The organism is Vibrio sp. 10N.261.45.E2, from assembly GCF_002875705.1.
Classification (GTDB): domain Bacteria; phylum Pseudomonadota; class Gammaproteobacteria; order Enterobacterales; family Vibrionaceae; genus Vibrio.
In genome coordinates this window covers 45606-64344 of the sequence record NZ_MCZZ01000146.1, presented here as the reverse complement: position 1 = coordinate 64344, position 18739 = coordinate 45606, and the positions used below count along the sequence as shown (strand labels likewise).

At 45.0% G+C, this 18739-nt stretch carries 17 protein-coding genes; 12 read left to right on the top strand and 5 right to left on the bottom strand.

Annotation, left to right across the window (positions count from 1 at the left end):
* The first annotated feature begins 1 nt into the window (after nucleotide 1).
* A complete protein-coding gene (locus tag BCT34_RS19250; RefSeq protein ID WP_048611244.1) occupies nucleotides 2–1252 on the top strand; it encodes a valine--pyruvate transaminase in 1251 nt (416 codons plus the stop codon).
* Nucleotides 1253–1470: 218 nt separating this feature from the next.
* Here the strand turns inward: BCT34_RS19250 and BCT34_RS19245 are convergent, their stop codons facing one another.
* From BCT34_RS19245 to dnaA, 5 genes are all read right to left on the bottom strand, one after another.
* Nucleotides 1471–1905 (bottom strand): Hsp20 family protein, encoded by a 435-nt coding sequence (locus BCT34_RS19245; protein ID WP_009848140.1) that lies wholly within the window; start codon nucleotides 1903–1905, stop codon nucleotides 1471–1473.
* A gap of 504 nt (nucleotides 1906–2409) precedes the next feature.
* A complete protein-coding gene (gene gyrB, locus BCT34_RS19240) occupies nucleotides 2410–4827 on the bottom strand; it encodes a DNA topoisomerase (ATP-hydrolyzing) subunit B (RefSeq protein ID WP_076654320.1) in 2418 nt (805 codons plus the stop codon).
* Between the two features lie 17 nt (nucleotides 4828–4844).
* Nucleotides 4845–5924, bottom strand: a complete 1080-nt coding sequence (gene recF, locus BCT34_RS19235; protein WP_019825571.1) for a DNA replication/repair protein RecF — start codon at nucleotides 5922–5924, stop codon at nucleotides 4845–4847.
* A 53-nt stretch (nucleotides 5925–5977) separates the two neighbouring features.
* Nucleotides 5978–7078 (bottom strand): DNA polymerase III subunit beta, encoded by a 1101-nt coding sequence (dnaN, locus tag BCT34_RS19230; protein ID WP_017058809.1) that lies wholly within the window; start codon nucleotides 7076–7078, stop codon nucleotides 5978–5980.
* Between the two features lie 81 nt (nucleotides 7079–7159).
* A complete protein-coding gene (gene dnaA / locus BCT34_RS19225; protein ID WP_076654321.1) occupies nucleotides 7160–8581 on the bottom strand; it encodes a chromosomal replication initiator protein DnaA in 1422 nt (473 codons plus the stop codon).
* A gap of 310 nt (nucleotides 8582–8891) precedes the next feature.
* Between dnaA and BCT34_RS19220 the strand changes: the two genes are divergently transcribed.
* From BCT34_RS19220 to rsmG, 11 genes are all read left to right on the top strand, one after another.
* Nucleotides 8892–9641 (top strand): amino acid ABC transporter substrate-binding protein, encoded by a 750-nt coding sequence (locus BCT34_RS19220; protein WP_009848135.1) that lies wholly within the window; start codon nucleotides 8892–8894, stop codon nucleotides 9639–9641.
* A gap of 135 nt (nucleotides 9642–9776) precedes the next feature.
* Nucleotides 9777–10448: an amino acid ABC transporter permease gene (locus BCT34_RS19215; protein WP_076654322.1), complete on the top strand. Its 672-nt coding sequence runs from the start codon at nucleotides 9777–9779 to the stop codon at nucleotides 10446–10448.
* Nucleotides 10445–11182, top strand: a complete 738-nt coding sequence (locus BCT34_RS19210) for an amino acid ABC transporter ATP-binding protein (RefSeq protein ID WP_060983465.1) — start codon at nucleotides 10445–10447, stop codon at nucleotides 11180–11182. Before BCT34_RS19215 ends, BCT34_RS19210 begins: the two co-directional genes overlap by 4 nt.
* Before the next feature lie 206 nt (nucleotides 11183–11388).
* Nucleotides 11389–11523: a 50S ribosomal protein L34 gene (gene rpmH, locus BCT34_RS19205; protein ID WP_004735800.1), complete on the top strand. Its 135-nt coding sequence runs from the start codon at nucleotides 11389–11391 to the stop codon at nucleotides 11521–11523.
* 45 nt (nucleotides 11524–11568) lie between these two features.
* On the top strand, nucleotides 11569–11892 hold the full coding sequence (gene rnpA, locus BCT34_RS19200) for a ribonuclease P protein component (protein WP_241902817.1): 324 nt from the start codon (nucleotides 11569–11571) through the stop codon (nucleotides 11890–11892).
* Nucleotides 11859–12116, top strand: a complete 258-nt coding sequence (yidD, locus tag BCT34_RS19195; RefSeq protein ID WP_004735802.1) for a membrane protein insertion efficiency factor YidD — start codon at nucleotides 11859–11861, stop codon at nucleotides 12114–12116. Before rnpA ends, yidD begins: the two co-directional genes overlap by 34 nt.
* 2 nt (nucleotides 12117–12118) lie before the next feature.
* The gene (gene yidC / locus BCT34_RS19190) at nucleotides 12119–13738 is read left to right on the top strand and encodes a membrane protein insertase YidC (protein WP_076654323.1); all 1620 of its coding nucleotides are present in this window, start codon (nucleotides 12119–12121) and stop codon (nucleotides 13736–13738) included.
* Between the two features lie 130 nt (nucleotides 13739–13868).
* Nucleotides 13869–15230, top strand: coding sequence for a tRNA uridine-5-carboxymethylaminomethyl(34) synthesis GTPase MnmE (mnmE, locus tag BCT34_RS19185; protein WP_076654361.1), 1362 nt, complete (start codon nucleotides 13869–13871; stop codon nucleotides 15228–15230).
* Between the two features lie 50 nt (nucleotides 15231–15280).
* Nucleotides 15281–15715 (top strand): FMN-binding protein MioC, encoded by a 435-nt coding sequence (gene mioC / locus BCT34_RS19180; RefSeq protein ID WP_076654324.1) that lies wholly within the window; start codon nucleotides 15281–15283, stop codon nucleotides 15713–15715.
* 482 nt (nucleotides 15716–16197) lie between these two features.
* On the top strand, nucleotides 16198–18093 hold the full coding sequence (gene mnmG, locus BCT34_RS19170; protein WP_076654326.1) for a tRNA uridine-5-carboxymethylaminomethyl(34) synthesis enzyme MnmG: 1896 nt from the start codon (nucleotides 16198–16200) through the stop codon (nucleotides 18091–18093).
* Nucleotides 18093–18725 carry a 16S rRNA (guanine(527)-N(7))-methyltransferase RsmG gene (rsmG, locus tag BCT34_RS19165; protein WP_076654327.1) on the top strand — a complete coding sequence of 211 codons (633 nt, stop codon included), beginning with the start codon at nucleotides 18093–18095 and terminating at the stop codon, nucleotides 18723–18725. The genes mnmG and rsmG overlap by 1 nt, the downstream gene beginning before the upstream one ends.
* Nucleotides 18726–18739: the final 14 nt, after the last annotated feature.

The window sequence follows — 18739 nt, the reverse complement described above, 5'->3', positions numbered from 1 at the left end:
AATGCAGTTCTCTAAGTTTGGCGAAAAGTTTAATCGATACTCTGGAATCACTCGTTTAATGGATGATTTGAATGATGGTCTGCGCACTCCTGGCGCTATCATGCTCGGTGGTGGTAACCCAGCCGCTATCCCAGCCATGCTCGATTACTTTAACCAAGCCAGTGCCGACATGCTCGCCAGTGGAGAACTCATCGCCGCCCTCGCCAACTACGATGGTCCACAGGGCAAAGACAGCTTCATCAAATCGTTAGCAGCAATGCTGAAAGAGACCTACGGTTGGGACATCAGCGAAAAGAACATCAGCCTGACTAACGGCAGTCAAAGTGGTTTCTTTTACCTGTTCAACCTATTAGCAGGTCAACAGCCTGACGGTTCCCACAAGAAGATTTTGTTACCGATCGCGCCGGAATACATCGGCTACGGCGATGCTGGTATTGATGACGATATCTTTATCTCTTACCACCCTGAGATCGAGCTGCTAGAAAACCGCCAGTTCAAATATCACGTCGATTTCGAACAGCTAAAAGTGGATGACTCGGTGGCGGCTATCTGTGCATCTCGTCCAACGAACCCGACGGGTAACGTACTGACCGACGAAGAAGTACGTAAACTGGATAAGCTGGCGCGTGAAAACAACATTCCATTGCTGATCGACAATGCTTACGGCCTACCATTTCCAAACATCATCTTTGAAGATGTCGAACCGTTTTGGAATGAAAATACCATTCTGTGTATGAGCCTTTCTAAACTTGGCTTGCCGGGTGTTCGTTGCGGTATCGTGATTGCGAGTGAAGAAGTAACACAAGCATTGACCAACATGAATGGAATCATCAGCTTAGCGCCAAACAGTGTCGGCCCTGCTATTGCCAACCACATGATTGAGAAAGGCGACCTACTCCGCTTGAGCAGTGAGGTAATCAAACCTTTCTATAAAGACAAATCTCTACGTGCTGTCGAGTTACTACAAGATGCTATCGATGACCCACGCTTCCGTATCCACAAGCCTGAGGGCGCAATATTCTTATGGCTATGGTTTGATGAACTGCCTATTACCACCATGGAACTGTACGACCGCCTTAAAGCTCGCGGTGTATTGATTGTTCCGGGTGAATACTTCTTTATCGGCCAAGAAGACGAGTGGGATCATGCTCACCAATGCTTGCGTATGAACTACGTTCAAGACGATGAAGCGATGCAGAAAGGTATTGCGATCATTGCAGAAGAAGTGAAAAAGGCTTACTCAGAGCAGTAATAAGAGCTTTTAGCTTACCGTAGACCAAATACAAAAAGAGCACCTCATGGGGTGCTCTTTCACTTTTACTTCCCGATAGTTTTTATCACTTGAATCCCCTAAATAATTGGGGGTTCAGCTAGGCGACTAGGAAATTCAACCCTATGAGCATAGGGAACCTATGTGATTAGGGGGAATTTACGACGTCAACAACGCTGTAGCTTCAAGTATGACGGGTATTAACCTTCTAGTAGGCTATTACCATTAATAGCAATCTTACGAGGTTGCATCGCTTCTGGGATTTCGCGTTCTAGGTCGATGTGAAGAAGACCATTTTCCATGCTTGCACCTACTACTTTTACGTAGTCTGCCAGTTGGAATTTACGCTCGAAATCACGCTCTGCGATACCTTGGTATACGAAGGTTTTCTCTGCTTCTGCTTTACGCTCACCTTTCACAATTAGCATGTTCTCTTTCTGAGTCAGATCTAATTGGTCATCAGCAAAACCTGCGACTGCCATAGTAATACGGTAGTTGTTTTCGTCTTTTTGCTCGATGTTGTATGGAGGGTAACCGCCAGAAGAGTTCTTCGATGTGTTCGCTTCCATCATGTTGAATAGACGATCGAAGCCGATTGCGTTGCGGTAAAGTGGAGTGAAATCTACAGTTCTCATAATGCTATCCTTTTAGTAAGCAATAGTCTTAGCTGCGAATTTTACTTAGATCGAACCTGTGAATGACCCAGTAAACAGCTAAGAGATTCAATTCGCATTCCTCGGGTTTCACCTCTATTGGCGACAACTCTGGGACATGACAGTGAATCAATTTTTAAGTTGTGTGCTGCGAAAGTTATCCTCTATTGAGCGATATTTCGTCAGCGGTAATGAAGGTTCTGTTTCTTCTCTTGTAGAGCAAGACAGCCATCCTCTTCACAAATAGATATATGGATTGAACAAAACAGTTTCAAGGGATTATTTTCAATTATTTTTACAATCCAATATTTTTCAATCACTTAAAAACAAAAAAGACCGCCATTTCTGGCAGTCTTTTAAATAATATATTTAGTTTTTTGAGACGAAGCTATTTCGTTTTAGTTCAAGGAAGAGGCGCGGAGCATACGAATGTATGTGAGCACCTCTGACACAGAAATTAAGCGAAAGAGCGAAGTATCAAAGATACTAAACGTCTAGGTTAGCTACTTTAAGTGCATTCTCTTCGATGAAATTACGGCGAGGTTCAACTTGGTCACCCATTAGCGTCGTAAACAACAGATCCGCACCAACAGCATCTTCAATCGTTACTTGCATCATACGGCGAGTTTCAGGATCCATCGTGGTTTCCCAAAGTTGATCAGGGTTCATCTCACCTAGACCTTTGTATCGCTGCAGGCTTAGACCACGACGAGACTCTTTCACTAACCAGTTCAGAGCTTCAACGAAGCTAGACACTTCTTGAGTACGCTCACCACGCTTGATGTAAGCGCCTTCTTCAATCAAGCCATCAAGTGCTTCAGAAAGATCGGCCAGCTTAGCAAACTCTTTAGAGTTAATAAGATCGATGCTCAGTACGTGTTCATGAGTCACACCATGAGTACGAACTACAATCTTAGGAACGCTTAAACCTAGCTCTTCGTGTTTTTCAACTTCAAGGCTGTATTGGCTAGCACCCACTTCTTTCGCGTTTAGCTGCTCAACAAGCTGCTTGCCCCAAGCTTCAACTGCCGCGTCATCATGACATTGCTCAGCTGTTAGGCGAGGAACGTAAATCAGTTCGTGAACCAATGCACGTGGGTAACGGCGGCTCATACGATCCACTAGCTTGATACCCGCGTTGTATTGCTGAACAAGCTTCTCTAAACCTTCACCTGCAAATGCTGGCGCTTCAGGGTTTACGTGCAGTTCTGCATTATCTAGAGCCAAAGATACTTGATACTGGTTCATCGCATCTTCATCTTTAATGTACTGCTCTTGCTTACCTTTCTTCACTTTGTAAAGTGGTGGTTGAGCAATGTAGATGTAACCACGTTCGATAAGCTCAGGCATTTGACGGTAGAAGAACGTCAGTAGCAGAGTACGGATGTGAGAACCATCGACATCGGCATCGGTCATGATGATGATGTTGTGGTAACGCAGTTTATCTGGGTTGTATTCGTCACGGCCAATACCACAACCAAGCGCTGTGATTAGCGTTGCTACTTCTTGAGAAGACAGCATCTTATCGAAACGCGCTTTCTCTACGTTAAGGATTTTACCTTTCAGAGGTAGGATTGCTTGGTTCTTACGGTTACGCCCCTGCTTAGCTGAACCGCCAGCAGAGTCTCCTTCCACAATGTATAGTTCAGACATTGCAGGATCTTTTTCCTGACAGTCAGCAAGTTTACCTGGAAGACCCGCTAAATCTAATGCGCCTTTACGACGAGTCATTTCACGAGCTTTACGCGCTGCATCACGAGCACGTGCTGCATCAATAATTTTAGAACAAACCGCTTTAGCTTCACCTGGGTTCTCAATCAGGAACTCAGATAGCTTCTCACCCATTGTAGATTCAACGGCAGACTTCACTTCTGAAGAAACCAGCTTGTCTTTCGTTTGGCTTGAGAACTTAGGATCAGGCACTTTAACAGAAACAATCGCTGTCAAACCTTCACGAGCATCATCACCAGAGGTTGCAGTCTTCGCTTTCTTAGAGAAGCCTTCCTTGTCCATGAAGCTGTTCAGAGTACGCGTTAGCGCAGCACGGAAACCCGCTAAGTGAGCACCACCATCGCGTTGAGGGATGTTGTTGGTGAAACAGTAGATGTTTTCTTGGTAGCCATCATTCCACTGCATCGCAACTTCAACGGTAATGCCGTCTTCACGCTCAGAGTTAAAGTGGAAGATTTTTTGGATGATTGGCGTTTTGTTCGTATTAAGGTGTTCAACAAACGCTTGAATGCCGCCTTCGTATTCGAAGTGATCCATTTTGTCTTCTTCGCGCTCGTCAATTAGCTTAATTGACACACCTGAGTTCAAGAATGATAGCTCGCGTAGACGCTTAGCTAAAATGTCGTAATGGAACTCGATGTTAGTGAAGGTTTCTTCACTTGGCCAGAAACGAATCTCTGTACCCGTTTTATCTGTATCACCTACAATCGCTAGTGGCGCTTGAGGCTCACCATGGCTGTAAGTTTGAGTATGGATTTTGCCACCACGGTGGATAGTAAGAGTAACTTGCTTAGAAAGTGCGTTAACTACTGAAACACCAACACCGTGCAGACCACCAGATACTTTGTACGAGTTATCATCGAACTTACCACCAGCGTGAAGAACCGTCATGATTACTTCTGCTGCTGATACGTTTTCTTCTGGGTGCAATTCTGTTGGAATACCACGGCCGTCATCGCGAACAGACACAGAACTATCTTCATGGATAGTTACAATGATGTCATTACAGTGACCAGCTAGCGCTTCATCAATAGAGTTATCTACCACCTCAAAAACCATGTGGTGCAGACCGGTACCATCATCCGTGTCGCCAATGTACATTCCAGGACGCTTACGAACCGCATCCAGACCCTTCAGTACCTTAATACTCGATGAATCGTAATTATCTGACATAGTTACTCTCTGACTAATTATCCTTGCTCTATTTTGCCATGTTCCACATGAAACATCCTGCTATTTTCGTCATGCATATCTGCAATCTGATCAGCGGTAATAGAGCTTACAAAAACTTGAGCCTGGGTCGCCTTTAAACACTCAGCAAGACGTGCTCGGCGTTGGCTATCTAATTCGGAAGCGAAGTCATCTATCAAATAGATGCACTGCTTACCTGTCATTTGAGTGAGGTGTTGCCCTTGTGCTACTCGCAGCGCGCACACCATCAACTTCAATTGACCTCGTGACAAGACATCTTCCACTGGAGTGCCGTTCACTTTTATCTTCAGATCCGCTTTGTTTGGCCCACTAAAGGTGTAACCAAGCTGCTGATCCCTTTCAAAATTCTTCTCTAATATCTCGGCGTATGGGGTGTCTTTATCCCAGCCACGATAATAGTTAATCTTTATCTCAAACTCAGGAAGGAAGGTCGCACAGATTTCTTCGGCGACTTCTTTGAGCTGATCTACATAGGTGGCACGCCACTGACTGATGCTTTCTGCCAATCGGGCCAATTCTTGGTCCCAATAGCTCAGCTCTCGATAGTGCGTTGCCGTTTTCAATAAGGCGTTTCGCTGCTTATTGAGACGCTTTACCCTGCCCCAGGCATCATAAAAGCCCGACTCACTGTGGAAGACTCCCCAATCAATGAATGCTCGGCGATGCTTAGGTCCATCTGTCAGTAAATCAAACCCTTCGGGGTGAATCAACTGCAAAGGTAAGACTTGAGCTAACTGAGCCAACTTTTGCCCAGTTTGACCGCTTATTTTAACCTCTGTCGTGCCATCGCGCTGCTTATTAATGCCAATTGGCAGCTCAAATTGATCCGAGGTCATAAAACGGCCATGTACAAACAGCTCACTACACTCGTTTTGTATGATACGACCGGTGAGTGAACTCTTGAATGAGCGACCGTGTCCGAGCAGATATACCGCTTCAAGGACGCTGGTTTTGCCGCTTCCGTTAGCCCCTATAAGAAAGTTAAAGCCTGATGACGGTTGAATGTCACAGGCTTCAATATTTCTAAACTGCTTAACGATTAAGCGCGATAAAGGCATAACGTCTTCATATTAATCTTCAATCACGACTCGATAGTTCAACACATGGTGGCTTATAAGCGAATTGGCATAACAACGTACATCGCGCTGTCATCTTGTGCATTTTCGATAAGCGCACTCGCATTTGCATCTGACATTGAGATACGAACTTGTTCACAACGCAGTGTGTTCAGAACATCCAATACGTAGCTTACGTTGAAACCAATCTCTAGTGCGTCACCGTCGAAGTTAACATCAAGTACTTCTTCTGCTTCTTCTTGCTCTGGGTTGTTCGCTGTAATACGCATCTCGCTATCAGCAAGGTTAACGCGAACACCACGGAATTTTTCATTCGATAGAATCGCAGCGCGAGAAAATGCTGAACGTAACTCATCACAACCCGCTTCCAGTGTTTTGGTGGTATTTTGCGGCATTACGCGGCGATAATCAGGGAAACGACCGTCAACTAGCTTAGAAGTAAAGACATAGTTGTTCACTTCAGCACGCACGTTAGAGTTACCAATTTGCAGTGTTACTGGCTGTTCAGGTGCATCTAATAGCTTCACTAGCTCTTGAACACCTTTACGAGGAACAATGATCTGCTTCTGAGCAAAATCCGCACCCAATTGTGCTTGAGATACCGCCATACGGTGACCATCGGTCGCCACGCTGCGCAAGATAGAACCTTCAATCTCAAACAACATACCGTTGAGGTAATAACGAACGTCTTGGTTCGCCATTGAGAATTGTGTTTTCTCGATAAGACCACGAAGTTCAGCTTGTGTCACTGACACTTCAACTTCACTGCTCCAGTCTTCAATATTTGGAAAATCTGCCGCAGGTAATGTTGCTAATGAGAAGCGGCTACGACCAGAGCGAACCTGAATACGGTCACCATCCAATACTACAGTGATCACTGAGTTATCTGGCAATCCACGACAGATATCTAGGAATTTACGTGAAGGTACGGTAATGCTGCCCGCTTCGAAATCACCTTCAAGCGTTACGCGGCTGATCAGTTCAACTTCTAGATCCGTTGCTGTCATCGACAACACGTTATCTTCTACTTTAATCAGTAGGTTTCCTAGAATTGGAAGCGTTGGCCTGCCACCGAGTGCGCCAGATACTTGTTGTAATGGCTTAATCAGGTGACTACGTTCAATGGTAAATTTCATATCTTGCTCTTACGGTCTAAATGGCACTGCGTAATAGTACGTGGCCAAGATTCTGCTTATTAAGGTTAAGAATACTGTGTATTAAGAAGAAAGGGTACGAATCAAGTTCGAATAATCTTCTTTAATGTCGTGGCTCTCTTCACGCAGCTGAGCAATCTTACGACAAGCATGCAATACCGTCGTGTGGTCACGACCACCGAATGCATCGCCAATCTCAGGCAAGCTGTGGTTGGTTAACTCTTTAGCCAATGCCATCGCCAATTGACGTGGACGAGCAACAGAACGAGAACGACGCTTAGACAGTAGGTCAGCCACTTTGATTTTGTAGTACTCGGCTACTGTCTTTTGAATATTATCAATGGTGACCAGTTTTTCTTGCAGCGCAAGTAGGTCACGCAGAGCTTCACGCACAAAATCAATCGTGATCGGGCGGCCAGTGAAATTTGCATTCGCAATAACACGGTTCAATGCGCCTTCAAGCTCACGAACGTTCGAACGTAGACGCTTCGCAATAAAGAACGCCACTTCATCCGCTAGGTGAATTTGGTGGTCTTCGGCTTTCTTCATCAAGATCGCAACACGCGTCTCAAGCTCTGGTGGCTCAATCGCTACCGTCAAACCCCAGCCGAAGCGAGATTTAAGACGATCTTCTACACCGTTGATCTCTTTTGGATAACGGTCAGACGTTAGGATGATCTGTTGGTTGCCTTCAAGCAGCGCGTTAAAGGTATGGAAGAACTCTTCTTGAGAACGCTCTTTATTAGCAAAGAATTGGATGTCATCGATAAGCAATGCATCAACACTACGGTAGTAACGTTTAAATTCTTCAATCGCGTTGTTTTGCAGCGCCTTAACCATATCCTGAACAAAACGCTCAGAGTGCATGTAAACCACTTTTGCATTCGGCTTATTATCAACAATGGCGTTACCCACCGCATGCAATAAGTGCGTTTTACCTAGACCAGTGCCGCCGTATAAGAATAACGGGTTGTAGGCTGTTCCAGGGTTATCAGAAACCTGACGTGCCGCAGCCAAACCCAGTTGGTTCGACTTACCTTCAACAAAGTTATTGAACTTGTGCTTTGGGTTCACGTTTGAGCGGTGGTTCAAGTCAACCGCAACAGGCTCTTCATCACGCCAGATATTATGGACTGGCTTGCGAGCTTGTAATTGCGCAGGTGCTGATGATTCAGCGGCTACATCGGCTGCAGTACGAGTTTGAGTCGGTGCCGGTGTCGCTGGCTTTGGTGCAGCCACACGCTTACTTCCCACTTCAAAGTGAAGATGTGGGATATCGTTACCGCAATATTCTTGCAGTAAGCGGTTAATGCTATTTAGATACTTATCACGAACCCAATCAAGTACGAAACGGTTCGGTGCAAATAGAGTTAGAGTATTGTCATTGAGTTCCGCTTGTAACGGACGAACCCACATACTGAATTCTGTAGCTGGTAACTCTTCTTGAAGCTGTTGCAAACACTGCAACCAAAGCGAAGATGACACGGTGCCCTCACTCTATTTAAGTAATATGAAATGACTGCTAATTTTACCTGTTGATAAGTCAGATCACCAGCAATTGATCACAGATCCAGTGAATAAGATCCAAGTTATTCACAATAAATTTGTAATTTATCGGTGGATCCACACATCTTGCCCCAAATTTACTCACACAATGATCCACTTATGCCCGGATCCTTGTTAGTTATCCCCAAATCGGGAATTCAATCTGGTTATGGTTAATAACATCTGGTTATTTATTCTAGTGAGCATTTTCCCAGTAACATCCAATCCCATAAATATAAGGAGTTACCAAATGAATAACTGGATTAAGGCTGCAATTGCGGCTATCGCACTCTCTGCTGCTACTGTTCAAGCTGCGACTGAAGTAAAAGTCGGCATGTCTGGTCGCTATTTCCCGTTTACGTTCGTTAAACAAGACCAACTACAAGGTTTTGAAGTGGATTTATGGGATGAGATAGGTAAGCGTAACGATTACAAGGTTGAATACGTAACGGCAAACTTCTCTGGTCTGTTTGGTCTTCTTGAAACGGGTCGTATCGATACCATTTCAAACCAAATTACAATGACGGATGCACGTAAAGCGAAATACCTATTCGCAGACCCATACGTAGTAGACGGCGCACAAATTACCGTTCGTAAAGGTAATGACAGCATTAAGGGTATCGAAGATCTTGATGGCAAGACGGTTGCGGTAAACCTAGGCTCAAACTTTGAACAACTGCTTCGCAGCTACGACAAAGATGGCAAGATCAATGTAAAAACCTACGATACAGGTATTGAACATGATGTCGCACTGGGTCGTGCAGATGCATTCGTAATGGATCGCTTATCAGCACTAGAGCTTATCAAGAAGACTGGTCTACCATTACAACTAGCGGGTCAGCCATTCGAAACCATTGAAAACGCTTGGCCTTTCGTGGACAACGATAACGGCAAAAAACTGCAAGCCGAAGTAAACGAAGCATTAGCAGCAATGCGCGCAGATGGTACGCTAGAAAGTATCTCTCAGAAATGGTTTGGTGCGGACATTACTCAGAAGTAATTACTCACTTTCTCCATTCAAGGCCCACTGCTTTATACTGCGGTGGGCTTTTTGCTTTTGTGCACTGATTAAAAAACCGTATAAAACAGTACTTACATATAGAACAACACTTCCAATAAAAATACGAGATAGATTATGGGATTTGACTTTAATTACATGCTAGAGCTGTTGCCGATACTACTGAAGTATCTGGGCACCACAATGGAGATGGCGATCTGGGGCTTGTTCTTTGCTCTGATCTTGTCTCTGATACTGGCGAACATTCGTGCATTCAAAATCCCAGTACTCGACCAACTCAGCCAACTGTATATTAGCTTCTTTAGAGGCACACCACTGTTGGTACAGCTGTTCCTCCTTTATTACGGCTTGCCACAAGTATTTCCGTGGATGGTTGGCTTAGATGCCTTCAGCGCCGCTGTAATTGGCTTAACCCTGCACTTTGCCGCGTATATGGCAGAGAGTATTCGTGCCGCGATTATCGGAATTGATCGCAGCCAAATGGAAGCCAGCCTTTCGGTAGGTATGACTACCAGCCAAGCGATGCGCCGAGTGATATTACCGCAAGCAACTCGCGTGGCACTGCCTTCACTGATGAATTACTTCATCGACATGATCAAATCGACTTCACTTGCATTCACCCTAGGTGTGGCTGAAATCATGGCTAAAGCTCAGATGGAGGCTTCTTCAAGTTTTCGCTTCTTCGAGGCTTTCTTAGCGGTAGCGCTGATTTACTGGGGCGTGGTGGTTATCCTCACTCGTATTCAAATTTGGGCCGAAGTGAAACTGAATAAGGCGTATGTACGATGATCAAATTACAAAATATCCACAAGCAGTTTGGTGACACCGAAGTTTTGAAAGGGATCGACCTAGAAATCAAACAAGGTGAGATAATTGTCATCATAGGTTCAAGTGGTACAGGTAAGTCTACCTTGCTGCGTTGTGTGAATTTTCTAGAGCAAGCCGATCAAGGCACCATTTCTATTGATGATATCAAGGTTGATGCTCAGAAACACACTAAAGCAGAGGTGCTTGCACTGCGTCGTAAGACCGGCTTTGTGTTCCAGAACTATGCACTGTTCGCTCACCAAACCGCGAGACAGAATATTGCTGAAGGTTTAATAACCGTTCGTGGTTGGAAAAAACAGCAAGCCCATGAAAAAGCACAACAAATACTTGATGATATAGGCTTGGGTGACAAAGGTGATAGCTACCCAGCCGCGCTCTCAGGTGGCCAACAACAACGGGTAGGTATTGGCCGTGCAATGGCACTACAACCAGAGCTATTACTGTTTGATGAGCCAACTTCAGCGCTCGATCCTGAGTGGGTTGGCGAGGTGCTTAACCTAATGAAAAAACTGGCAAATCAACATCAAACCATGCTGGTGGTTACCCATGAAATGCAGTTCGCTAGAGAGGTCGCAGACCGAGTGATCTTCATGGCTGACGGTCATATTGTCGAGCAGGGATCTCCACAGGATATTTTTGGTAATCCACAGGATCCTAAATTAAAAAAATTCTTAAATAAGGTTGGGATCGACTAAGGATCCTTGTGATTTTAGTTATTCTACGTATAATCCCCCGACCGGAATTTTAGTTAACCCAATCATTGACACTTTTTGTGACAGTGATTACAATTCCGCCTCTTTGTTGAGAGGCGTCGGTTTTCCTTTCTTATATAAAGAAGAGAAAAAATGCCCACGCCGGGTTTAACAAAAACCTAAAACTACTGATCAGTAAGGTAATTACAATGAAACGCACTTTTCAACCTACAGTTCTAAAGCGTAAGCGTACTCACGGTTTCCGTGCTCGCATGGCTACTAAGAACGGTCGCGCAACAATCAATGCACGTCGTGCAAAAGGCCGTAAGCGTCTTTCTAAGTAATCTTTGATTATTTTGAATAAGCTAGCCTTCGGTCGGGAGTTACGCTTGTTAACTCCCGAACATTATCAAAATGTCTTCAAGCAAGCTCATCGAGCTGGCTCTCCTCATTTCACCATCATTGCTCGAAATAACTCTCTTTTAAATCCTCGTCTTGGATTAGCCGTTCCGAAAAAGCAGATTAAAACAGCCGTGGGTCGTAACCGATTCAAGCGTCTTACTCGTGAAAGCTTTCGTAACACTCAACACAAACTTCCTAACAAAGATTTTGTTGTAATCGCTAAGAAGAGCGCGCAAGATTTAAGCAATGAAGAAATGTTCAAGCTACTCGACAAATTATGGCTTCGCCTGTCTCGCCCTTCGCGTGGATAGCGCTAATACCCATCTATTTTTATAGATGGTTTATTAGTCCACTCATCGGCCCACGCTGCCGATTTACTCCAACCTGCTCTTTATATGCGATAGAAGCGTTGAAAGCTCACGGTTTTGTAAAAGGGTGTTGGTTATCAGGCAAACGTCTATTAAAATGCCATCCTTTGAACGAAGGGGGCTTTGACCCCGTTCCACCAGTCCAAAAACAAGACAGAGATAAATAACGATGGATTCTCAACGTAATATCCTGTTAATCGCATTGGCTTTGGTTTCTTTCCTACTGTTCCAACAATGGAACGTAGCTCAGAATCCAGCACCACAAGCGGTTGAGCAGGCACAATCTGGCAGCACCCTACCAGCGCCATCTTATGCAGATGATCTAGACCCGGCTCCTGGTCAAGTTGCTTCTGCTAAAACTATCACAGTAACAACTGATGTACTGACTCTGTCAATTGATACGGTTGGTGGTGATGTCGTTAAAGCAAACCTAAACGATTACTCTGCTGAGTTCGATTCAGAAGAGACTTTTGTTCTTCTTAAAAACGAAGCTGGTCACCAGTTTATCGCTCAAAGCGGTCTAGTGGGTCCTCAAGGTATCGATTTAAGCAGCACTAACCGCCCTAGCTACACGGTTTCAGCAGACAGCTTTACGCTGGCTGAAGGTCAAGATGAACTACGCATCCCAATGACTTACCAAGCGAACGGCCTTGATTACACAAAAACATTCGTACTTAAGCGCGGCAGCTACGCGATTGACGTTGAATACGATGTAATCAACAACTCTGGCAATAACGCTACATTCGGCATGTACGCTCACCTACGTCAAAACGTTATGGATGACGGTGGTAGCCTAACAATGCCAACTTACCGTGGTGGTGCTTACTCTACGGAAGATACGCGTTACAAAAAATACAGCTTCGACGACATGCAAGATCGCAACCTGTCTCTTAACCTAGCAAACGGTCAAGGTTGGGCAGCGATGATTCAACACTACTTTGCTAGTGCTTGGATTCCACGCGACGAAGCAGGCAGCAACCTTTACACTCGTGTAATTGGTAACCTTGGCGACATCGGTGTTCGCATGCCGAACAAGACCATCGCTAATGGCGACGAAGCAAGCTTCAAAGCAACGCTTTGGGTTGGTCCTAAACTTCAAGACCAAATGGCTGCTGTTGCACCAAACCTAGACCTAGTAGTTGACTACGGTTGGTTATGGTTCATTGCTAAACCACTTCATACTCTGCTTTCGTTCATTCAAGGCATCGTTGTGAACTGGGGTCTGGCAATCATCTGTCTAACTTTCATCGTTCGTGGTGCTATGTACCCACTAACGAAAGCTCAGTACACGTCTATGGCGAAAATGCGTATGCTTCAGCCTAAGCTGACTGCAATGCGTGAGCGTATTGGCGACGACCGTCAACGCATGAGCCAAGAAATGATGGAGCTTTACAAGAAAGAGAAAGTAAACCCACTAGGTGGCTGTTTACCTATCCTTCTACAAATGCCTATCTTCATTTCGCTTTACTGGGCACTAATGGAGTCTGTTGAACTGCGTCACTCACCGTTCTTCGGTTGGATTACCGACCTTTCAGCACAAGACCCATACTACATCTTGCCACTTCTGATGGGTGCTTCAATGTTCCTAATCCAGAAGATGAGCCCGACAACTGTAACGGATCCTATGCAGCAGAAGATCATGACCTTTATGCCGGTTATGTTCACATTCTTCTTCCTGTTCTTCCCTTCAGGTCTGGTTCTTTACTGGCTAGTATCGAACATCGTAACTCTGATTCAGCAAACGCTTATCTACCGCGCGCTGGAAAAGAAAGGCTTACATTCTAAGTAAGTTCGATAGTAGAAAGAGATAAAGAAAGGCGACCAAAAGGTCGCCTTTTTGTTTTTAGCTGATTACAATTCAGCTAATTGATTAATCGTGAACGCCCCGTTTTGGCTTTCACATGCTAGCAGGCACAACTATGACTACAGATACGATTGTTGCTCAAGCGACTGCGCCCGGCCGCGGTGGCGTTGGTATTATCCGCGTTTCAGGCCCACTGGCGACTCAGGTTGCCCTAGAAGTAACAGGAAAAACACTTAAGCCTCGCTACGCTGAGTACCTTCCGTTTAAATCTCAAGATGGCATCGAACTCGACCAAGGTATCGCGCTTTACTTCCCTAACCCAAATTCGTTTACTGGCGAAGACGTGTTAGAGCTGCAAGGCCACGGCGGCCCGGTAGTGATGGATATGCTCATCAAACGCATCCTTGCTATTTCTGGCGTACGTGCTGCGCGTCCAGGTGAGTTTTCAGAACGTGCGTTCTTGAACGACAAGATGGATTTAACTCAAGCAGAAGCAATTGCTGACTTAATTGATGCCAGCTCGGAAGAAGCGGCGAAATCGGCACTTCAATCGCTACAAGGTGAATTCTCTAAGCGCATTAATACGTTGGTGGATTCACTGATTCATCTACGCATCTATGTTGAAGCCGCTATCGACTTCCCTGAAGAAGAAATTGATTTCCTTGCTGACGGTAAAGTAAGTGCTGACTTACAAGCTATCATCGATAACCTCGAAGCTGTACGCCAAGAAGCTAACCAAGGCGCCATCATGCGCGAAGGTATGAAGGTCGTGATTGCAGGTCGCCCAAATGCGGGTAAATCGAGCCTATTGAATGCACTGTCAGGTAAAGAGTCTGCAATTGTGACTGATATTGCTGGTACCACGCGTGATGTACTGCGTGAACATATCCATATTGACGGTATGCCACTGCACATTATTGACACTGCAGGTCTGCGTGATGCTTCTGATGAAGTAGAAAAAATCGGTATTGAACGTGCTTGGGAAGAAATTGCTCAAGCTGACCGAGTTTTATTTATGGTCGATGGCACAACAACAGACGCCACAGACCCGAAAGATATCTGGCCAGATTTCGTTGATCGTCTACCGGATAACATCGGTATGACGGTAATTCGTAATAAAGCGGATCAAACCAGTGAAGAGCTGGGGATTTGTCATGTGAACGATCCAACCCTCATTCGCTTGTCAGCAAAAACAGGCCAAGGTGTTGATGCTCTGCGTAGCCATCTAAAAGATTGTATGGGCTTTGCTGGTGGTCATGAAGGCGGCTTTATGGCGCGTCGTCGTCACTTAGATGCCCTAGAACGTGCATCTGAGCACCTAGATATCGGTCAACAACAGCTTGAAGGCTACATGGCGGGTGAGATCTTAGCGGAAGAGCTTCGTATTACCCAACAACACCTCAATGAGATCACCGGTGAGTTCAGTTCCGATGATCTTTTAGGTCGCATCTTCTCTTCATTCTGTATTGGTAAATAACCTTTAAAGGCCGGCTCATGCTGGCCTTTTTTCTTTGTAAGGACAGCTTAATGATCCACATTATTACGGGCAGCACCTTAGGTGGCGCAGAATACGTTGGCGACCACCTCAATGATCTTCTTGAAGAGCAAGGTCATGAGATAACCCTTCACAATCAGCCTGAGTACGATGATATTCCCCAACAAGGCTTTTGGCTGCTTGTGACTTCAACTCATGGTGCTGGTGAATTTCCAGATAATATTAAGCCGTTTATCGACGCATTAACCCAGCAATCTCCAGATTTAAGCCAGGTTCGTTTTGCTGTCGTGGCGCTTGGAGATTCAAGTTACGATACCTTCTGTTTGGCGGGTAAATCAGTCCACAACCAGATGAAAGAACTCGGTGCTCTGCCTATTTCTGACTGTTTTACCATCGATGTATTGGAAACTCCGGTTCCAGAAGACGCAGCAGAAGCGTGGTTTAACGATCATAACGACCAATTCTAACCTCTCCCTTCTCTAAAAAAGCGGCTTATGCCGCTTTTTTTGCCTCTGAACATCGCCGTTGTGAATAACTTTTTCGAAAAAACATTGAAAATTAGCGATCTATTTTCAATTTTCTTTGTGGATAAGATCATACATATACGGTGATTAACCTATAGTTATCCAAATAACAAGTTTTAGGCTAATTCTCCCCTGTGAATAAGTAGCCATTTTGATCCCAGCTAATCCTCATCCTGATCAAAGTTAGATCACACCATTTGATCCAAAAAAGATCCATGATCTCGTTGATCATTTTCGACTTATCCACAGACACCTTCGATCCTAATAATAGATCTAATAAAAGATCTCCTTAAAGATCTTATCTATATTAATTAAAAAACGCTTTTTCGAAAAATCCCAAAAACGTTTTCTCAGGCTATGAAAACAGGTAGAATATCGCTCCTTTTTATCAATCTAGAAAACGTTTGAATACCTGAGGTCGGTTCATGCTTTATCACGAAAAATTTGACGTCATCGTTGTTGGTGGTGGCCATGCAGGAACGGAAGCCGCACTCGCATCTGCACGTACTGGTCAAAGTACGTTATTACTTACTCATAATATCGATACATTAGGACAAATGTCTTGTAACCCTGCCATTGGCGGGATCGGTAAGGGCCACTTGGTAAAAGAGGTCGATGCAATGGGTGGATTAATGGCGCAAGCTATTGATCATGCAGGTATTCAGTTCAGAACATTGAACGCATCAAAAGGCCCTGCAGTTCGTGCGACTCGTGCACAAGCTGACCGCGCACTTTACAAAGCCTTTGTTCGCAACGCTCTTGAAAACACACCAAACCTAACTTTGTTCCAACAATCGGTTGATGATTTGATCGTTGAACAAGATCAAGTGGTGGGTGTGGTAACGCAAATGGGGCTTAAGTTCCGTGCAAGCGCTGTGGTCCTAACTGTGGGCACATTCCTAGGCGGAAAGATCCATATTGGTATGGAAAGTTCTTCTGGCGGCCGTGCTGGCGATCCACCATCGATCGCACTGGCTGACCGTCTTCGTGATCTTCCATTCCGAGTTGATCGCCTGAAAACAGGTACACCTCCTCGTATCGATGCGCGCAGTGTTGATTTTTCTGAACTTGAGATTCAGCACGGGGATAACCCGACGCCTGTTTTCTCGTTCATGGGTAACCGAGCTCAACAACCTCGTCAAATTCCATGTTACATCACGCATACAAATGAAAATACGCATGATGTGATTCGCGCTAACCTTGATCGCAGCCCAATGTACGCGGGTGTAATTGAAGGTATTGGCCCTCGCTACTGTCCTTCGATTGAAGACAAAGTGATGCGTTTTGCTGATAAAAACAGTCACCAAATTTTTATTGAACCTGAAGGTCTAACGACTCATGAGTTATACCCGAATGGTATATCTACCAGTCTACCGTTTGATGTACAGGTTCAAATTGTTCGTTCGATGAAGGGCTTTGAAAATGCTCATATCGTTCGCCCTGGCTATGCGATTGAATACGATTTCTTTGATCCTCGAGACCTTAAGCTGACTTACGAAACTAAGTTTATTAAAGGTCTATTCTTCGCGGGTCAAATCAACGGTACCACTGGCTACGAAGAAGCGGCTGCGCAAGGCTTGATGGCGGGTCTAAATGCAAGTTTGTTTACTCAAGGCAAAGAAGGCTGGAGCCCGCGTCGTGACCAAGCTTACATGGGTGTGCTTATTGACGACCTATCGACCATGGGAACCAAAGAACCTTACCGCATGTTTACGTCTCGTGCGGAATACCGTCTGCTACTTCGTGAAGACAACGCCGATATTCGCTTGACTGAGAAGTCGCGTGAACTTGGCCTGGTTGACGATGCTCGTTGGGCTCGTTTCAACGAAAAGATGGAAAACATGGAGAAAGAACGTCAACGTCTGAAAGAGACCTGGATTAATCCAAAATCTGAAGATATTGATCAACTGAACCAAATTCTGAAAACACCAATGTCTCGTGAAGCGAGCGGTGAAGATCTTCTTCGTCGCCCTGAAATGACTTATTCACAGCTAACCGCATTGGATCGTTTTGGTCCTGCACTGGAAGATCAACAAGCGTCTGAGCAAGTTGAGATCCAAGTGAAGTACGATGGTTACATCCAGCGTCAACAAGACGAAATTGAAAAATCACTGCGTCATGAAAACACCAAACTGCCTGCTGATATTGATTACAGCAAGGTAAAAGGGCTTTCTAACGAAGTGGTTCTTAAACTAACGACCGCTAAGCCTGACTCAATTGGTATTGCTTCGCGAATCTCAGGTATCACACCTGCAGCAATCTCAATTTTGTTGGTTTACTTGAAAAAACATGGCCTGTTGAAAAAGGGTGAGGAAGCATAATGAGCGCATTACGCGAAAAACTGGATCACCTGATTGGCCAGACTGAACTTGAAGTATCTGAAAAACAACGTGGCCAACTGGTTGGCTACGTTGAGTTACTGAACAAGTGGAACAAAGCCTATAACCTAACGTCAGTTCGTGACCCACTAGAAATGATGGTGAAACATATCTTAGATAGCATCATTGTTAGCACTCACTTACAAGGTAAGCGCTTTATTGATGTTGGCACGGGACCGGGTCTTCCTGGGATTCCGCTCTCAATCATGAATCCAGACTGCGAGTTTTACTTGCTAGACAGCCTAGGTAAGCGTATTCGTTTTATCAAGCAAGTGATTCATGAGCTGGGTATCGACAACGTGGTACCGGTTCAAAGTCGCGTTGAAGAATTTCAACCAGAAGAAAAGTTTGATGCAGTGCTCAGTCGTGCATTTGCGTCAATGACAGACATGGTAGAGTGGTGTCACCATTTACCTAAAGAGCAATCCGGTGTATTTTTGGCTCTTAAGGGACAACATCCTAGAGACGAAATCGACCTGTTACCTGAATGGTGTTCAGTGACAGACATTAAAGCTTTGCAAGTGCCAGAGCTTGATGGAGAGCGTCATCTAGTTACTTTATCGCGTCAGGGATAATCAGCGAGGCCATA